We start from the raw sequence: 17,364 nt of genomic DNA on the forward strand, positions 1-17,364 counted from the left end.
CAGCGCGCTGATCTGCTCCCGCAGGGCGGTAAGCCCAGCCACCAACGCAGCGGTGACGTGCGCCCGGGCGGTGGCTTCAGGACCGGTGGTCCCGCGGGTAGCCGCAAGCAGATGGGCGTGCAGCAGCCCGGCTCGTGCCGGGTTGGGGTAGGAGACGCCGCGCAGCCAGTTCTGCAGTCTGCGTGGCGACAGCCAGTCGACCTTGTCCTGAGTCGCGAACCGGGTGAGGAAACTCAGGGTGATCGCGGAGTCGATGTCGCGGAACATTCCGATCACGCCGGGCAGAACATGTTCGAGGTGGGCGCGGAGCTGATTGGCCATCGCGACACGGGCGGCGATGAGGTCCTTGCGGGCGCGGACGGTCATCCGCAACGTGAGTGTCGCGGGAGAGTCGACGGTGAGGGGACGCAGGCGATGGTGATCGGTGCGGACGGTGTCGGCCAGGACGTAGGCATCGAAGCGGTCGTCCTTGTTGCCGGCTGCGCCGTAGCGGCGGCGCAGGTGCTTGATCTGGTTCGGGGCGATCACGAACACCGTGAGCCCCGCATCGAGCAGGGCCTCGACGATGGGCCCATCGGGGCGTTCGATCCCGACCTCGAGCACACCGGTCTGCTGCAGGCATCGCAGCAGCTTCCGCAGCCCCTCAGCGGTGTGCTCGACGATCATCCGTTGAACCTCGACACCGTCGGGGCCAACGACCGCGAGGGCGTGCTCAGTACTGGCCCAGTCGACGCCCGCAGTTGGTCGACGCATCGAGGGGTGGTGTCCGACACTCATAGTGTCCTGCTTGCTGTTGCAGCAGCAGGTGGGCACCCAGTGGTCTCAGGACACGGAAGCCGGTCGCTCACTGATCGGCGCTCGACGGCGCGCAGCCCTGTCGCCAGTCATACGTGCCCTGGGACCACCGGGCCCCGCGGAACTCATGCCGGACCTCTCACGGTCGAGCGGACGAGGCGGTGGCCCGGTGGGGACCAGGTGCGCCGACGACCCGAGATCGCCGACACCAGACACGGTGCCCGACGAGACCGCCGACAGGAAGAGTCTGCGCAGTGAGCGGAAGCCGCCGCCCTCAGGAAAGATGCTGCCATGACCGAGATCTCGCTCTCCGTGCCGGCGAATGACCCCGCGATAGGCGTCGTGGCGCCAGCTGAAGGCGGCACCGTCACCGTCGAGATCTTCGGTGACCCTGCCGGTCTCCGGGACCTCGCACGAATGTGCCTGGCGTTGGCAGACCCGCGGGCACCGGACGGCGCGCATATTCACCTCGACCCCGGCATCAACCCGCTTGATCTCGGTTCCGCCTCCCTCATGCTTGCCCGCCACACGGCGCCGTCGAAGCCGTAGTCCCCTATCCGCGGCTACTTATCCGTGCGTAATCTTCGGTGCTTCCGCTCGGTTCGCCGTGAGCGGCTGCATGCCGTTGGCGGCCGTCAGGTCGGTGCGGACTGAAGGGTGTCCGCGACCGGGTGGCGTGCGGCGGTTAGCGCGGGGATGGCGGTGAGCGCGGCGACGGCGAGCAGGACTCCGAGTGCGGTGGCGAGCAGCCAGGAACCGGGTGGGTACTGAACCTCGTCGGTGCTGAGGGACGCAACAAGCCCGATGCCGGTCGGGATCCCCACGGCGACGCCGGGTATGGCGGGAAGCAGTTGCGCTGCCGCCAGGCCCACGCCGGCCTGCGCGGGCGTGGCACCGAGCGTCCGCGCGACGGCCAGCGGCTGCCGGGCGTCGAGTACCGCGGTCCAGGTGCTCACGACGGCGTTGATGAGCGCAAGGATGCACAGCACGACGGTGAGCAGGAGCATGGCCTGCTCGCCCCGTTCCCACCGGGGATTGGCGAGTTGCGTGTAGCCGAGGTCGAAGCGCACTACACGGGTGTTTTCCATGAGTATGGCGACGAGCGTGATCGTGGTGATCAGGGTGTTCACCATGACGAGTCGGGCGCGGCGCGGCCGGCGCGCGTTGATGCGCACTCCGATCAGCAGGGCGGTGGGCAGCCGGCGCGACAGCCAGATGCGCCACCGTCGGCGCCGCGGCGGCGTTGCGGCGTCGGCCAGTGCGTGGACGGTGCTGGTGGTGGCGGCGCGCACCACCGGTATCAGCGTCGCCGCCACAGCGATCGTGAGGGCGAGGGCGGTAACGGCGATCACTATGCGCAGCGCGGGTGGCTGGGCGTTGACGGAGCCGATGAGTCCGGCGCTGGGGCGGATCAGCACGGGTGCGGCGAACCAGCCGGCGGCCAGGCCCGTGGCGGCGGCGGCGAGCCCGATGACGAGGTACTCGGCGAGGTGGACGGCGGCGATCATGGCTGGTCCGGCGCCGACGGCCTTGAGCAGCCCCACCCGGCGGCGCTGGCCGATGACCCGGCCCGCGACGATGCCGGCGACGCCGGCCAGCGCAAGGCCGGTGAGCAGCCAGCTGCCGACGAGCAGCACCGTTCGCGCGTCGCTGTACAGCCGACCGTTGAGGTAGCTGATCTCCTGCCAGGTGGTGAGTTGTTCGCTGACGGTGTACGTGGTGCTGGCCGCCGGGTCGGCGAGTTTGAGGTTCAGGGTGTAGGACAGCGGCTGGCTGCCCGCGAGCGTGGCGATGTCGCTGTGGTCGACCCAGACCAGGCCGCCGCGCTCGACCAAGATGCTGCCGGAGTAGTGCCACCCGGCGTACGGATACGTCGCTCTCGCGGCGGTGACCGCGGTCCCGATCACGCGCAGCGGATGGCCGTCGATGTTGACCGTGTCGCCGGTGCGGATGCCGAGGGCGTCGGCGAAGAAGCGCTCGACGACCACGCCGCCGGGGCGTACCCAGGTGCCGTCGGTCACCGCGGGCCGGTCGGTCGATACGGGTATGGCGTCCCGGCCCTCGACGACGGCGTGCGCGGACTTGCCGCGGGCCGTCATCGTCAGGTAGGCGATCGGGAAGGGGCCGCTGTGATCGGTGACGCCGGCCGTGGTGGTCAGCGATGCGAGCTCGTCCAACGCGGCCTGGCCGGTGGCCCGGGGTGTCACGATCACGTCCGGGCCGGCGGTGGCGGTCCGGGTCTGCTGGTACGGCCGATCGGCGATTTCGTTGAGGGTGAGGCCGAGGGTCAGCGTCGCGGTGGCAGCGGTGATGGCGACCAGCAGCAGCACCGTCTCCGTTCGACGCCGGCGCAGGTCCCGCACCAGGAGCCGGCACACGAGCAACAGACGGCCGGCCATGTCAGCGCCACCCGCCGTAGACGGTACCGGTGGCGGCGCTGGCGAGCTGGGTGTCGTCGGCGAACGCCCCGTCACGCATGTCGATCACCCGGTCGGCGACCGCCGCGATACGGGCGTCGTGGGTGACCACCACCAGGGTCTGCCCAGCGGTGCGCAACTCCTCAAACAGCCGCAGCACCTCCAGGGTGGCGGCGCTGTCCAGGTTCCCGGTGGGCTCGTCGGCCAGCACCACCAGCGGCTCGTTGCTCAGCGCGCGGGCGATGGCGACCCGCTGGCGCTGGCCGCCGGACAGCGCCGAGGGCAGGTGCTTGGCGCGGTCGGCGAGTCCGACCCGGTCCAGCAGGTGCATGGCGCGTTGTCGGGCCCTGCGGGGTGACTGTCCGGCCATCAGCGCGGCCAGTTCGACATTCTCCACGGCGGTGAGTTCCTCCATGAGGTGGAAGGACTGGAAGACGAACCCGACGCTGTCGCGTCGCAGCCGGGCCAGGGCCCGTTCGCTCATCGTGTCGATCCGGCGGTCGGCCAGCCACACCTGCCCGTCGGTCGGGCGTTGCAGCCCGCCGAGCAGGTGCAGCAAGGTGGACTTGCCGCAGCCGCTGGGCCCCATCACCGCCAGCACCTGCCCGGCGGGCACGTCCAGGTCAACCTCGTCGACCGCGCGCACCAACGAGTTGCTCCAGCCGTACTGTTTGGTCAGCCCGCACGCCCGCAGCACCGTCGATCCGGTCACGCCTCCGCCTTCCGTCCGGTCCGATCACGCTCGGTCCACATGCGCTCGCACGCCTCCAACCAGTCCAGGTCGGCCCGCAGCCGCAGCACGACCCCTTCCAACAACAACCCGACGACCGGATCCACCGACCGCTCCAACGCAGCCCGCTGGGTGTCCCGCAGTCGGCGCAGCACCTCGCGCCGCTGCGCATCGACCAGCGCCACCGGATCGGCCAGCCGGGCAGCAGCAGCGGCCACCAGCTTGAGATGGAACTCGCTGAGGTCCGGCTTCGGCCAGCTCACCTCGGTCAGCCATGCGGCGACCCGCTGTTGCCCCGCCGGGGTCAGCGCGTAGACCCGGCGGTCGGGCCGGTCCGGCAGTCCCTCCGCCCGCTGCGACGTCACCAGCCCCGCCTTGGCCAGCCGAGCCAGCGTCACGTAGATCTGCCCGGCGTTCATCGCCTCGCCCAACGGGCCCAGCGCGCCGCGCATCCTGCTACGCAGCTCGTAGCCGTGCGCCGGCTCCTTCGCCAGCATGGCCAGCACCACATCCTGCACCCGGGCACACCTCCGTCGACCGACAATAGATAACCGCTAGCCATAGCGCTGTCAAATCGGAAGGGGCGGGGCGCAGCCAGACAGAGCCGGCCACCTACCTCGATGGTGTTCTGCGCGGATGCGCCAGAGGCGGCAGGATCACAGCCCTCGCTGATCAACGACGCCACGTGCTGGCTCATCGACAGAAGCGGATGCTGGTGACGCTGTCTGATGTCACCAAGGGTCACGTGCGGTTCCGTCCCCGCCTCTTCGAGGCGCTGGTCAGGGAAGTACCAGGACGAGCGCAATGCCGGCAACCAGGAACGATCCGAGCGGCAGGAAGGCTCCGGCCGCCAGGCGAGCGACCGCATGCAGCGGAGTCCGATTGCGGTGACAGTCGCATGACGGCCAGGCCAAACGAAGACGAGCACGATCATTCCGGGGCGTGCTGCCCACCATGCGAAGGCGGCCTGTATCGACCTGGTCCGGCCCGACAGTGGGAAGGCGACGTCGGCCAGCGCGGTGGCGGTTTCGACGGTTTACGGGGCGCCGATGCGCAGGCCGCACGCGGTGCAGCGAACGAACGAGCGGATGGCGTTGATCCACAGAGGCTGTCCGCATGAGCATGCGACTCGCCGTGGCTGACTGTCCGGCACGCCTTGCAAGTCAATGGCCAGCGGAGGATCGGCACCAGCGCTCAACTGGCGTGGCAAACGTGCGCGGGGCGGCCTGGCGGGGACGGTCAACTCTCGTCCAGGCTGTTACGCAGCTGTGTGGCGAGCGCGATCGTGTCTTCCTGCGGTTCGGCGTCGAGGTCGGCGAGGGCTTTGGTCAGGGCGCGTAGCAGGGTGCGGATGCCGTCGGCGTCGCCGAGGGCGTTTCGGGCGTGCATCGCCTTGGTGTGAAGGGCCTCGTTGTAGCGGTCGAGTCCGATGGCCTTGTCGAGCAGGTCGGATGCGGCCTGCGGGTTGCTGCCGAGTAGGTCGTCGGCGAGCAGTAGGTGGGCTTCGGTGCCCCAGCGGCGGACCGTCTCGCGGTGGGGCTGCAGCCACTCGTAGTCCTGGCCGTCCGCGAGGGGTGCGGTGTAGAGGTCGCAGGCGGCGGTGAGGAGTTCGCGGCGGCGCGGCTCGGTGGCGATCGTGGCCCTGCGCAGCAGGTCGCGCAGTGTCCACACATCGACGTCCACGGTCGCCGGGTCAAGCAGATACCGTCCGGCGGACTTGATGACGTAGGCGTTCTTCGTCTCGGCGGTGCCAGCGCGGCCGAGGACGTGCCGCAGGTTCGAGGCATTGGTGTGGACACGTTGGTCGGCTTGGCTGATGCGTGCGTCGGGATCGAGGTATTCGCCGATGTCGCGGGTGCCCGCTCCGTCTGGGTGCACGGCGAGGTAAACCGCCAGTTCCAGGGCTTTGGCTCGCAACGGCCGACCTTCCGCGGTAATGCCTTCGATGCGCGGTGCGCCGAGCACGCGCAGCCGCGCCCTTCCCGACACGGCGTCGGCGGTGGGCTTGACGGCGGTCGGGGTGGCCGGGTCCGTGGCGGTGGGCGTGATCTCGGTGCGGCTGGCGTGCAGGGGCACGATCGTGACCGGCACGGCTGGTGAGGTGATGGCGGGCGGTTCGCCGGTCTGCGCCTCGCGGAGCGTGGTCAGGATCTGGAGGGCGGCAGCCGGTTCGAGTACAGGCAGGCGCGGCGGCACCGGTTCGGCGGGCTGCCCGGAGATGAGCGTGGTGTGTCCGTCCGAGCCGACCTCGACGGTGGGACCGTGGGCCCATTCGCCGAGCAGCAGCGCGCACACGTGCAAACCCTCACCCAAGGCGAGGGCCACCTTGGCGCGCAGGTGGGCACTGGCAGGCGGGGTCTCGGTGATGAGCATGACGGGTGGTAATGCTTCCTCGTCGGGCACTGTGCGCCGCAGCTCATCCAAGTCGGTCAGGGCGTGCTCATCGAGGATGCGGCTGCGGTGCAGCAGCCGGGACTCGATCACGGTGAGCGAGTCGTTGATGCTCTCGGTCACGTGCAGCCGCGGCCATGAGCTGAGGGTCACCACGTCCGAGCCGAGCAGCGTGGTCAAGCTCGCGGCGTCGATGACGACCTCGCCCCGGGCGTCGGGGTGGTGCGGGCCGCCGGAGGCAAGCACGGCGACGAGGGCGGCGCGGGCGGCAGCGTGCGCGCCGTCTCCGACGACTCCGCATCCGCCAGTCGGCAGTAACCCAAGGTCGGGTACAAGAGCGAGCGGCGGGCAGTCGTCGCTGCTCGCATCCGACGGCTCGGGGTTGCGGCCGGCCACGGCGCGGCGGACCTGGACCACGGTCGGGGGCAGCTCGGTGGGCGGATCATCGTCAGGCTCGCCGGTGTATCGACGGCGGCGTTGGAGCCAGAGCATCGCGGCGGCGGCGCTGATCGCGGCGGCGAGCGACCAGGGCAGCCAACCGGAGTCCGACAGATCAACACCCTGGTCGTCTGTGGCCGCCGTAGGACTGTTTGTGGCCAGAGGCGACGTGGCGGGGTTGGGGACCCCCGACGACGGCGCTGGCGACGAAACGAACCCGCTTGGGGCTGCGGACCGCGTGGTAATGGGAGTGGCAGCCGACGGCTGGGGCGCGGGGGGCGGCACGGCGGGGTCGGGCGGGTCCGGGGCGGCGCTCGGCGATGGGGGCGGTGTCGCGGGCCGGCCCGATCGGGTCGTGGGGGGCGTGGCTGGTGTGGCGGCTTGTGGTGGGCGGGCATCGGCAGGTAGGCGAAGCTCCCAGCCGGGGTAGATGAGGTCGCAGTCACGCAGGACACCGCCGACAGGAAAGTGGCGGTGCTTGTTGAGGCCGCAGACCTCCGGCCACCGACCCGCGTCGCCGAGCCACTCCTTCGCAACCTTGGACAGGGTGTCGTGTCGCTCGACCGTGTAGAGGTAGCGCTGGTCGGCGACGTGGATGATGGCGGACCCACGGGCTGCGGCTTGCCGGGGAACATCGGCACGCTCGGTCGCGGCGACGGGCGTGGACGGTCGATCCGGATGCGCCGCCGCGTCGAGGGAGCCGGCGGGGGCGACGGCGAGCGCGGCCGTGCCGGCCAGACCGAACACGAGCCGGTGCAGCGGGGCCGGCAGCCGCAGTATGGGGATACGCCACCGTGTCACCGCGGCGAGGATCTCGGCCAGCAGGAGCAGTGTGAACACGCCCCACAGCAGCCACATCGCCCAGAACGCCGCCCCGATAAGGAAGTCCGGGGTGAACCGCCCGCTGGAGCGCTCGAACCAATCCGGGATCTGCGACCAGGCCGGCAGCCGGCGGAGAGGGTTCCCACCCGCGGCCCACAGCAGCGCCGGAACGGCGACCAGGAAGAGGCCTGCTCCGATGACGCCGCGAACAGCCCCTTCAAGTGAAGGCCTCACGCGGCGCGGCGGCGAATCGGGTGGGATGCGGACGGTGGCTCGCGCACCGTAGTCGGCGAGTTTGTCGTCTCTGCCCCGGCGCGTCTGCGGCACTTGTCCCCCTGTGGTTGATCCCCGATCTTCTCCGGATACACGAGGGTGAGTATCTTCGACTATCCCATCGAGAGAGATTCTCACCATCCGCGTACAACGAGTCACGTTCAGCGGGTCACGGTTGACACCCACTCGCCCTCAGGGGCGAGACTGCCCCTCATGCCAAGCGGGGGCACCGTGTTGTCGATCGACCTGAGCTCGTCGGCCATCGCGGCCACTGTCAGCCGCCATGGCCTGAAGATCCCCATCCTCATCGACGGTCGCCTCGTCATGCCGCCTGGCGTCGTCATCGGGCCCGCAGGGGAGATTTACGTCGGTCTCGACACCATGGCCGCGATGTCTTTGCCGGTAGACCATCGATTCGTCGATAACCCAACGGACCTCCTCGGCCCGCCCACCAACGCCGCCGACGGGGCACAACCTGATTCGGTGGATCTGCTCGCCGCCGTGCTGCGGCACGTCACCCATCATGCCGCCGTCCACGTCAACGGGCCGATCACCGCGCTCACCGTGACCGTTCCGCCGAGCTGGGGACCACGCCGCTGCGGACACATCAGCGAGGCAGCAACCCGCGCAGGATTTCCACCTCCCGCCCTGGTCACCGCACCCGCCGCCCTCGCCGCCTACGCCACGACGCTCGGCGTCACCGTGCCGGAAAGCTCCTGCCTGCTTGTATGTCAGGCAGACCGCGATCCGGCGATCCTCACCGTCCTGCAGACCGTCGCCGACGGCTACCGCGAACTGGCGACACAGCAGATCAATCTCGTCCAAAGCCTCGACCACCTCATCGCCCAACGCGTCATCCAGACGGCAACCGCCGACAGCGACCCGCTCCGAGCGGTGACGACTGCGCCCGGTAACGACGACGCAGACGCCGGAAGTGCCCTCCTGGAATCTGTCCGGACCGCCAGGCGTCTACTCGCGACCCAAGACCAAGCGCCGATCCTGCTGCCCGCGCCCCGCCAACCCGCCGTCATCACCCGCATCGACGTCACGGTCGCCGCCCAGCCCCTCCTCGACCAGATACCCGACGCAGTCGACGGACTCCTCGACGCGGCCGACGTCGATAAAACGCACCTCGCCAGTGTCGTCCTCAGGCCAGCCCTCGGCGTACCAGCGCTGGCCGAAGCGCTCACTGCAGCCACCGGCAAAACCCCCACGCTCATCGACCACCCCCACGCCCTCGCCGACGGGGCCCTCTCGCTCACCACCACCCACCAATCAGGCCCGGCAGCCGCCGCACGGCTACCCCGCGTTCGCCTACGCATCAGCGACCTCACCGGCGCGCTGCTCCTCGGTGCCTGTTCCCTGGCCCTGCTCCTGCAAGCCGTACTCACCGCTTACATCTCCACCTACAGCACCTGGGTCGTCGGCGTCCGCACCTCCCTGCCGCAACTCGGCGCCGCCGGCGCACTCGTCATGCTCACCGCATTCGCCGTGGCGCACCTCGCCCCGACCACCTGGCTCGCCGGAACGCCCACCGCATCAACACCCGAACCCACCACAGGCAGCCTCATCCGACGCGGATACCTGACCGCCGCCGTCGGCGGCACCATCACCGCGGCGCTCTATGGCCTCGCCACCGGCACCGCCGTCGAATTCGACTACACCCCCTACCTGAAATGGACCCTCGGTGCCGCCCTACCGCTGGCCGTCTGCGCCGCCCTCATCGCGGCCACCGCACCCCGCATCCCCGCCGACGACCTGCCCACCTGGCTCGCCATGACCCGCCCCGCGATCACCCACGCGATCACCGCCACCGCGGGCATCTACCTCATGCGCGCCGCACTCACCCTCACGACACCCATCTCCACGAACAACATCGCCGGCATCGCCGGCAGCATCGGCGCAGCCCTGGTCGGCATAGCCACCGCCCTAACGATGAGCCACAGCCGCACGATCCGCGCCATGACCGCACCCGGCCTCGCCATCGGCTACGCCCTCGTATTCACCATCGACACCAACAGCGCGCTCATCGTCGGCTACCTCGCCGCCCTCACCTGGTGGGGCATCCGACTCACCGCACACACCCTGCGGCTCGCCTTCTTCCAGCCAGGAACAGCGCTGCGCCGCCTCACCGACCGACCAAGCGACTGAAAGGGCTGAAGAAGCCACCTCCGGCCGCTTGGAGGTCCTCGTGTCAAACGCTCCCGCAGCGCTGACTCCGCGCGCCCGGCTGCGTCGGGCCAAGCTCGTCGTGGAGGAGGGCTGGCCCGTCGCGCGGCCGGCTGAACGCTACGACGTGTCATGGCCGACCGCGAGGCGTTGGGCCGACCGCTACCGCCGCCCGCACATTGGCCGACGCCGCGTCCGGCATCGCCAACCTCCACAACATCATGACGTGCAGTCGGACCTGACCGAGGAGTATCTAGTCACGACGGTGCCGGCCGCCAGCGTGGCGCCCCCCGGCAGAGGTAGAGCACCCCTTCGCACCCGCTGTCGCCGCGCGGCGGCGGTCGGGGGAACCGGATCTCTCTATGACCCAGCTGGAGCAGCGCTGCCGTCGCCTCCTGCATTGCCTTTCGATCATCGACCAGCAATCTGCCGGCGTGCTCGGCTCACACGAGGTTGTCCGCGCGGCGTACGAGCGGTAGCCGGCCACCACGGCACACACGGCAGCAGTGACGACGACCGTCAGGCGGTGCCGTACCCCGCCGCGGGCGCGGGGATCCGGCAGACCCGCCAACGCCGCAGGCAGCCCGGCAGCGGCTTCGGGCACGGTGACAGCCGGTGCGTCGGACAAGGACGAGATCAGCGATGATGGCAGCGCGGGCATGACTCACTTCGGACGATCAATAAGGCGTAGGAACCTCGATGATCATCTGAACCGGTCATGCCCGCTCTGCTACCACCAGCACGGGCGCGTCTACACCAACCACATCAGGCCGGGCACCTTCACGACTTTGCCGAGGCCCTGCACCGCGCATGCCCTCTCGTGCGCGGTGCAGAACGTCCGGTTCACACGCGTCACACGAGGGAGATCGACCGCACCTGGGTGTTGCCCTTGGTTTCGACGTATACCTTGTAATCGCCGACGGTGTAAGTGCCAGCAGCGTTGTTGTCGATGGTGAACGTGGCCGTCACAGGAGACTCGCTGCCGTCGATGTGGGTCTGCTTCACCGTGACGGTCAACTCGTTCTTGTTGCCCTTCAACTTCTTCACCACCGCCGACGGCTTCGCATCGATGACCGCGTTCGCGACTGTCACGTAGACCGCGTCGGGCGAAGAGAACTCCGCGTTCTTCTGCCCATCACCGAAGGTGAAGAAGCCCCGTTGTTCGATGGCCCCGCGACCGGGGAACGGATCAGGGTTTGAAGCCAAGTACGTCGGATTGACCGTGTACAGGTCCGTCTTGGAATCCGCGAGGATGCCCTGCACCCCGGTGTACGGGGCATCGGTGATCGCAAGGTTGACCGACAGGTAGATGGCGTCGGGGTTGTTGGCCGAGATGCGCGAGGAGAAGTACTTGTCCGCACTCTGCCCCGCAGGAACGGCCAGCGGCACAACCGCGTCGCCGACGAGAATGTTGAACTGGAAGTCGCCGTAGCCGCCGGCGACGAACTTCGCCCAAGCCGCGTCCGACATGTGGTCGGGGCGCTCCACCTTGAACTCCAGCCGCATCGGCGCCACGTACGTGTTGTTCAGGTACTCGGTATCGGTCAGGGGCAAGTAGACCCCTCCCGGGGCGTGCCCCAGTGCGAAAGCCGACGCCGTCGGGGCCGAGTTGCCGCGCCCGTTCCACATCGGGATGTTGAACGAGGTGGCGCCGAGCAGGGCCTGGGTGCCCAACTGGCTCGTGCCGACAGCGGCCGACGCGTCCTTGTAGGTTCCGATCGTGACGTCGAGCAGGTCGAGGTCCGCCCGGTCGGCGTTCAGCCCCGGGATGCTTGCCGACATGAACTTGGCACCGGCTGGCCCGGAGTAACGGGCCATCTCCAGCATGCCATCGGCCATGATCTTGGTCATCTGCACTGCCGAGTCGACCTTCATCCGCTCGTTGGCCGTGTGCCACCAGCGCTCGTTACCCGGGATGACGGCGCCGAAGGCGGTCATCTTATTGCGGAAGCTGCTGGCCAGGGTGCCACCGGTCGTGCCCTGCGGATAGACCACGTCCCTCAGGGAATATGGATCCGCGAACTCACCCGGGTTGCGGTCGATCGAGGCTTGGTAGCTCCCGAACTGAAGAGCCGTCAGCGGGTTGTCGTGAGTGACGTACAACCCGGCGCCGACGGGCGAGCCGAGGTTGCCGATGGTGAACCCCTTCGCCTGGAAGGCGGCCGTTACCGCCGCCGTTGCCTGGCCGGAGTCAGCCGCGGTGACGTGCATGCTGCGCACATACATCGGCATGCTGAGGCTGCCGGAGGCGTCCGTGTAGAAGCTCGTCGGGGTCTCTGAATTGATGCCTCCCATGAGGGCAAAGGTCAGGTTCGGCGTGCCGTTGCTCGGGTTGCGCAACAGGCTCGCCGGGATGCCCATGTACTTGCCGATATAGGCTTCGCCTTCGACACCGTCGCGGAAGAACAGGTCGGCGATGCCGTCGGCGGCTTTCTTCAAGTGCATGTCGGCGGCCGTGGTTCCCAATGCGCCGAGTCCCTTGGAGAGGAGGAACATTCCCCACACGATGGCATTCTTGCCGTACTGCGGGGTCGGCATCTCCATCGCCACATCGGTGTTGATCTCCAGCGTGAGCGAGTCGCCGGTGATCGTGGTCTGCACCTTGGGCGTGGTGCGGGGAGCAGCCGGGAGCCAACCCTTCGTGGTCGCGGCAGCGGTGATCGCCGACACGAATCGGTCGCGCTCGGCGGAGCCGGCCCCCGCCACGTCAAGGGTGAAGGTGGCCCGCGAGGCGATCTGCGTGGTGCTGCCGTAGGCGATGTCCTTGAGCGTCGGGTCGCCTTCGCGCTGGGTGACACCGGCTGTGGCATTCGTCAGCCGGAAGGCCTTGGTGCTGTCTGCGGACAAGCTCATCGACACCGACGGGGTCACCGATCCGGAGTTGCCGACGATGACCGGGAACCGCGAGTCGGAGGTGTAGCCCGCGATCGGGGTCTCCTCCCGGTTGAGGTTCTTGTAGGCCCAGTTGTCGTAGAAGCTCGGGTTCGAGTTGTACGGGATGGACTGGAAGGTGGCGGTGTTCGTCGTCGAGGGCGTGCCGGGACCGCCGTCTTCGTAGATTCCCATGACGATGCGGATGCGTCGGTCGAGGGGCAACCCCGCCTCGAGCAGCGCCTTGGCCGCGAGCAGCGTCGCCAGCGTCGGGCCGCTGTCGTCCTGCAGGCCCGCCCCGTAGACCCAGCCGTCCTGGACATAGGGCGAGTGGTACGCACCAGGAGTGCCGAGGTTGCCATCGGCGTCCCGCCAGCGCGCCAGCTGGGCCGGCGAAACGGAAGCCGTCGGCGAGTCGAGGTGGCTCAACGCCATGACCATCTCCGGGGCGTCCGGGTCACCGATCTCTGCGTAGACGTACTTGTCGGGCTGGCGTTGGACGACCACCGGGAAACCCAGGTCGGTGGCCAGCTTGACCACCCAGGCGAGCTTGGCGACCTTGCGGTCGTTCTCGTTCTGGTTGGTTTCGGTGTTGCTGACCGGGAAGGGGTACGCCGTCGCGGCCGTGCCGCCTCGGGAGATGGAGTCGTAGCTCGACCCGTCCAGCATCGCCCCGATCAGACTGAGCGGGTCGTAGGTGCCGTCCCCCGCCCGCGCGCTGTTGACGCGTCCAGCCAACGCCTCGACTTCCGCGTGGATCGCGTCGCGCTCGGCGTCGGTCACCGACAGATCGTAGGTGGCGCTCGGCTGGAAGGGCTCCTCGCCGAAGCTGGTCGCGGACGCGTTAGACGCCACACCCATGGACAGGAGCAGTGACATGCCAAGTGTCAGTGCAAGGGGTTTCTTCCGCATCACCGTGATCTCCCCGAATGGTCAGACCCAAAATACATCGGATGAATTTCGTTGTACGCGAGACCCTTTCAGGCGTTTCCCAGCTTGTCAATGAACCTTTCGGAGTAACGGTTCGTGGCGCTGCGTGAGCAGGTGGTGCGGTGCGGTCGTGTTCGAAGTGGAGGGCGACGAGCACGGCGGACACGAACATCGATACTTTTCAAGGGGTAGCTGAACATGGAGATTGCTCGATGTCTTTTCATCGAAAGTCATCAAAGGGGCCACCCTCATGCCCCCATCGATGTTTTTCGGGGGGCCACCTCATTCATTCAGGAGCCTCACAATAGAGGGCCGCCTCTTTTCTCGATGGCCCCCCATGAATCGGGGCGGTCTCTTGACGGCTGCACCGAGCAGACAGCCACCGCGCGCCTCATTGCGCGGCCCTGTAGTCAACGCTGCGGGCCGACCGTCGCCCGACACACCCGCAGCCACCGATCGGCGTACCGCTTGCCTCCGATATGGAAGTGCGAGCCGGCCGGGAACGTCCCTACCGGGCGCGGGTTCGGTGGGTCGACCCGACGACCAAGCGCCGCCCGTCCAAGTCAACATCGATGGCGACACCGGAAGAGGCGCAAGCGTGGATCGACGCAATGGTCAGCTCGGCGCATGAAGACGCCGACCCGGCGGCCGCGACAACGCGACTGGCCGAGTACGGCGAGAGCGTGAGGACGCTGGCGCTGCGCGACCTGGAGCGGAAGACGTTAGACCCGCACCTCGCTGGTTGGCGTAAGCGGATGGTGCCGGCCCTCGGCCACATTCCGATGCGACGTGACGATTTTCGCCGCGTGCACGGCCGCGCGGATCGGCGAGGTTTTCGGCGTCGGCGCCGAGGACATCGACCGGGAAACGTGGATGTGGACCGTCCGCCGGCAAACCACGCCCGGCCCCGGTGGCCTAATCGACAAGGGCACCAAGGGCTGCATCTCCGACGCGTTGGCTGGCCCCCGCGTGTCGGCGGGTTACTTCTTCTTGTTTCAGTAGTCCCAGCCTGGCCGGCTGCTACGCAAAACCAAGATTTAGAAGCTGAACGTCTGCACGACCAGGGTGTGGAGGCTACTGGTGATCGCCGGATGGCCGGTCGCGTTGATGACAACGATGCCGTTCACGGTGACGGCTCCCCGGCCGGCGTGCCTTCCACAGTGGTGACGTGGTAGGCGTGGGTGTGCCGGGCGGGCCAGCCGAGGAACCGGTGGAACATGTCCGCGGCGCTGCCCGTCACGCTCGGGTTGAGCCGGTGCAAATCGTCGATCGCCTCGTGCAGGCACGCAGCCAGATAGAGGAACAGGCTCACCGGCGCGTCCTGGTACTCGGCCAACAGCGCGAGCTTCGCCGCGCCGCAGGGCCATGGCTGTCCGCACCGGCGGCACAGCCACAGCGGACGCATCGGCAGGTGCTCCACCCCGGCAAGCGCGCTCGGGTGCGCTGCGAGACGGCGCCGTGGCCCGGTCACCGGCGGCCGCCCTCGCGGGCTTGCTGGTCGAACAGCCGACGCCACACGTGGGTGAGCAGCGGCGGATCAGCGGGCTGCACCGGCCACTGCGAGGACGCCCGCCCGGGCTCGGGGCGCCGGGACTGGTCGGCCATCGCGTTACGCGAGACGTACACCGTCACGCCAATGCCCCTTCCGGGACGATGAGCGGTGAGCTCGCCGGGAAGGGGCGAGCCCACCGCCTCACCTCGGCGGCCGGGGGCAACCGCCAATCACCCACACACGCAGCCCTTCTGGCGGTACGCAGGCGGGGCATCAACCACACGCGTGCTTGGGCGGGCTGGGGCGGCACCGGCCGAAGCACCAAGGCGAACTCCAGACCCCCAGCGACTGCGTCGTTCATCCCGAGCTCCCTGGCGTGAGGCTGCGATTGCGTGCCGGCCGCCTACTCGCCGAGAGCGGCGGACCAGCCCAATCAGGTTCGCTCGGTGAGCGCGGCAAGGGGAATGTCCTGTCGGTGCACTCGCGGTGCACCTGCAAGCGCGCCAAGTGCCGTTACGATCATCCGGCCGACTGTCCCCCTTTGAGAGGACGTGCGATGGCCGCGGTGACGACCTGGACCGGCCAAGAAGCGAGCGCGCTGCGTCAGGCGTTGCGGATGAGCGTTACCGGCTTCGCCGAGCACCTGGGCGCGGCACGGCGAACGGTGGCCAAGTGGAGCAGCCAAGGCAACAAGGTCCGTCTGCGTGCCGATATGCAGGCAGCTCTCGACACAGTGCTGGCGCGGGCCACCCCGGACGCCCGCGAGCGTTTCGAAGCACTGGTGAGGGCGGGTACCAGCGGTGCACTAGCGGATCCAGCGACGCTACCTGTCACGGAGACACACACCCATACTGGCGAAGGCGGCATTCACGACTTCTACTCGGACGGCGACGTGCGGCGCAGAACTCTCCTGACGGGCGTGACGATCAGCGGCATCACCCTGCCGAACGTCGCAACCCTGCTCGAAGCGCTGGTCGCACCACGACCTCGCACCGCCGAGCCAGTTGCCTTACCGCTCCGGCAATTCGCTCGGGACGTGGCCGCCGCGAAAATCGACTATCAGGCGTGCCGTTACGAGCAGGTTCTCGCCGGGCTCGTGGCCCTATTGCCCGCCTTGGAACCGACTCGTGCGGACGCCGAGGGTGAGCAGGGGGCGCAGGTCGATGCCTTGGCCAGCGACCTCTACCACGTCGTCGGCAGCGTGCTCCTCAAGGTCGGTGACAAAGGCATGGCCTTGGTCGCCGCAGAACGCAGCACCCGTGCCGCTGCGATCAGTCAAGACCCGGTGGCGATGGCTGCAAGCGCCCGGATCATGACCCACGCCCTGATGAGCAACGGCCACAGCAATCAGGCACAGCAGCTCGCTGAAGGCGCGGCCGAGACCCTCCGACGCGGCACGCGACTCGCCTCGACCGACGCGGTTGCCGTCTATGGCGCGCTGCTGCTGCGCGGTGCTATCGCCGCCGCCCGCGACGACAACCGAGACAGCGCGCAGGCCATGCTCGATGAGGCCTCCCATGCCGCCGACCGCCTAGGCTACGACGGCAACGACCGGTGGACCGGCTTCGGTGCCACCAACGTCCTGCTGCACCGTGTCAACATCGCGCTGACCCTGGGTGACGCAGGCACCGCCATCGCGCTGGCCCGCGAGGTGCCGCTGGACAAGATCGGCCTTACCGAACGCAAGGCCTCCCTGTTCGTCGACGTGGCCCGGGCCTACACGCAGTGGGGACGCTACGAGCACGGCCTGAACGCGCTTCGTAGCGCGTATGAGGTGGCACCGGGGGAAATCCGGTGCCGGCCAACGGTCCAGCAAATCGCCAGCGACCTGGCAGTCCTTACCCGGGCGCACGTTCGCAGCGCCGTCCTTGACTTCGCCCAGCACGCCGGGATCCGCGTATGACTCGCGCCCACCTGCAGATCATCGTCTGCGCTGCCGGGCAGGGTCCCGGCAAAGTCGTCAGGTGATGCCGAGTAGGGCCAGGGGTCGCTTGCTGTCGCGGGCGTGGTGGCGGTTGGCGGCGGCGATGTTCGTG

At 68.6% G+C, this 17,364-nt stretch carries 12 protein-coding genes and 2 pseudogenes; 5 read left to right on the forward strand and 9 right to left on the reverse strand.

Features of this window, described 5'->3' with window-relative positions; all coding sequences use genetic code 11:
* Nucleotides 1-777: IS110 family transposase (locus tag ACWD5O_RS35005; RefSeq protein WP_450087935.1), on the reverse strand; the 777-nt coding region annotated here is incomplete at its 3' end.
* A gap of 309 nt (nt 778-1,086) precedes the next feature.
* Here ACWD5O_RS35005 and ACWD5O_RS35010 point away from each other — a divergent pair.
* Nucleotides 1,087-1,344 carry an Imm32 family immunity protein gene (locus ACWD5O_RS35010; RefSeq protein ID WP_450087936.1) on the forward strand — a complete coding sequence of 86 codons (258 nt, stop codon included), beginning with the start codon at nt 1,087-1,089 and terminating at the stop codon, nt 1,342-1,344.
* Between the two features lie 86 nt (nt 1,345-1,430).
* Here the strand turns inward: ACWD5O_RS35010 and ACWD5O_RS35015 are convergent, their stop codons facing one another.
* The 4 genes from ACWD5O_RS35015 to ACWD5O_RS35030 form a co-directional block, all read right to left on the reverse strand.
* Nucleotides 1,431-3,194 (reverse strand): FtsX-like permease family protein, encoded by a 1,764-nt coding sequence (locus ACWD5O_RS35015; protein ID WP_450087937.1) that lies wholly within the window; start codon nt 3,192-3,194, stop codon nt 1,431-1,433.
* A 1-nt stretch (nt 3,195) separates the two neighbouring features.
* Nucleotides 3,196-3,924 (reverse strand): ABC transporter ATP-binding protein, encoded by a 729-nt coding sequence (locus ACWD5O_RS35020; RefSeq protein ID WP_450087938.1) that lies wholly within the window; start codon nt 3,922-3,924, stop codon nt 3,196-3,198.
* Nucleotides 3,921-4,460, reverse strand: a complete 540-nt coding sequence (locus ACWD5O_RS35025) for a PadR family transcriptional regulator (protein ID WP_450087939.1) — start codon at nt 4,458-4,460, stop codon at nt 3,921-3,923. Before ACWD5O_RS35025 ends, ACWD5O_RS35020 begins: the two co-directional genes overlap by 4 nt.
* A 721-nt stretch (nt 4,461-5,181) precedes the next feature.
* The gene (locus ACWD5O_RS35030; RefSeq protein ID WP_450087940.1) at nt 5,182-8,004 is read right to left on the reverse strand and encodes a transcriptional regulator; all 2,823 of its coding nucleotides are present in this window, start codon (nt 8,002-8,004) and stop codon (nt 5,182-5,184) included.
* Nucleotides 8,005-8,256: 252 nt separating this feature from the next.
* On the opposite strand from ACWD5O_RS35030, the gene ACWD5O_RS35035 reads away from it, so the two are divergent.
* Nucleotides 8,257-10,017: a hypothetical protein gene (locus tag ACWD5O_RS35035; RefSeq protein WP_450087941.1), complete on the forward strand. Its 1,761-nt coding sequence runs from the start codon at nt 8,257-8,259 to the stop codon at nt 10,015-10,017.
* A 40-nt stretch (nt 10,018-10,057) separates the two neighbouring features.
* A pseudogene (locus tag ACWD5O_RS35040) lies at nt 10,058-10,201 on the forward strand (helix-turn-helix domain-containing protein); the annotation flags it as partial.
* Between the two features lie 87 nt (nt 10,202-10,288).
* On the opposite strand, the gene ACWD5O_RS35045 reads toward ACWD5O_RS35040, so the two are convergent.
* A complete protein-coding gene (locus ACWD5O_RS35045) occupies nt 10,289-10,696 on the reverse strand; it encodes a transposase family protein (RefSeq protein ID WP_450087942.1) in 408 nt (135 codons plus the stop codon).
* 191 nt (nt 10,697-10,887) lie between these two features.
* Nucleotides 10,888-13,818, reverse strand: coding sequence for a M20/M25/M40 family metallo-hydrolase (locus tag ACWD5O_RS35050; protein WP_450087943.1), 2,931 nt, complete (start codon nt 13,816-13,818; stop codon nt 10,888-10,890).
* A gap of 497 nt (nt 13,819-14,315) precedes the next feature.
* On the opposite strand from ACWD5O_RS35050, the pseudogene ACWD5O_RS35055 reads away from it, so the two are divergent.
* Nucleotides 14,316-14,775 (forward strand): annotated as a pseudogene (locus tag ACWD5O_RS35055) (site-specific integrase); the annotation flags it as partial.
* Nucleotides 14,776-14,959: 184 nt separating this feature from the next.
* Here the strand turns inward: ACWD5O_RS35055 and ACWD5O_RS35060 are convergent.
* Together ACWD5O_RS35060 and amcA are read right to left on the reverse strand one after the other, a co-directional pair.
* Nucleotides 14,960-15,307, reverse strand: coding sequence for a hypothetical protein (locus tag ACWD5O_RS35060; protein WP_387330619.1), 348 nt, complete (start codon nt 15,305-15,307; stop codon nt 14,960-14,962).
* Nucleotides 15,304-15,468 (reverse strand): multiple cyclophane-containing RiPP AmcA, encoded by a 165-nt coding sequence (gene amcA / locus ACWD5O_RS35065; RefSeq protein WP_450006212.1) that lies wholly within the window; start codon nt 15,466-15,468, stop codon nt 15,304-15,306. The genes ACWD5O_RS35060 and amcA overlap by 4 nt, the downstream gene beginning before the upstream one ends.
* Nucleotides 15,469-15,884: 416 nt before the next feature.
* On the opposite strand from amcA, the gene ACWD5O_RS35070 reads away from it, so the two are divergent.
* On the forward strand, nt 15,885-17,231 hold the full coding sequence (locus ACWD5O_RS35070; RefSeq protein ID WP_450087944.1) for a hypothetical protein: 1,347 nt from the start codon (nt 15,885-15,887) through the stop codon (nt 17,229-17,231).
* The last annotated feature ends 133 nt before the right edge of the window (nt 17,232-17,364 follow it).

The organism is Micromonospora sp. NPDC005161, from assembly GCF_053599855.1.

Bases quoted from the DNA above. Each gene is read 5' to 3' on its own strand.
- ACWD5O_RS35010 (WP_450087936.1), top strand. From the start codon at position 1,087: ATGACCGAGATCTCGCTCTCCGTGCCGGCGAATGACCCCGCGATAGGC.
- ACWD5O_RS35015 (WP_450087937.1), bottom strand. From the start codon at position 3,194: ATGGCCGGCCGTCTGTTGCTCGTGTGCCGGCTCCTGGTGCGGGACCTG.
- ACWD5O_RS35035 (WP_450087941.1), top strand. From the start codon at position 8,257: ATGTCTTTGCCGGTAGACCATCGATTCGTCGATAACCCAACGGACCTC.
- ACWD5O_RS35045 (WP_450087942.1), bottom strand. From the start codon at position 10,696: ATGCCCGCGCTGCCATCATCGCTGATCTCGTCCTTGTCCGACGCACCG.
- ACWD5O_RS35050 (WP_450087943.1), bottom strand. From the start codon at position 13,818: ATGCGGAAGAAACCCCTTGCACTGACACTTGGCATGTCACTGCTCCTG.
- ACWD5O_RS35070 (WP_450087944.1), top strand. From the start codon at position 15,885: ATGGCCGCGGTGACGACCTGGACCGGCCAAGAAGCGAGCGCGCTGCGT.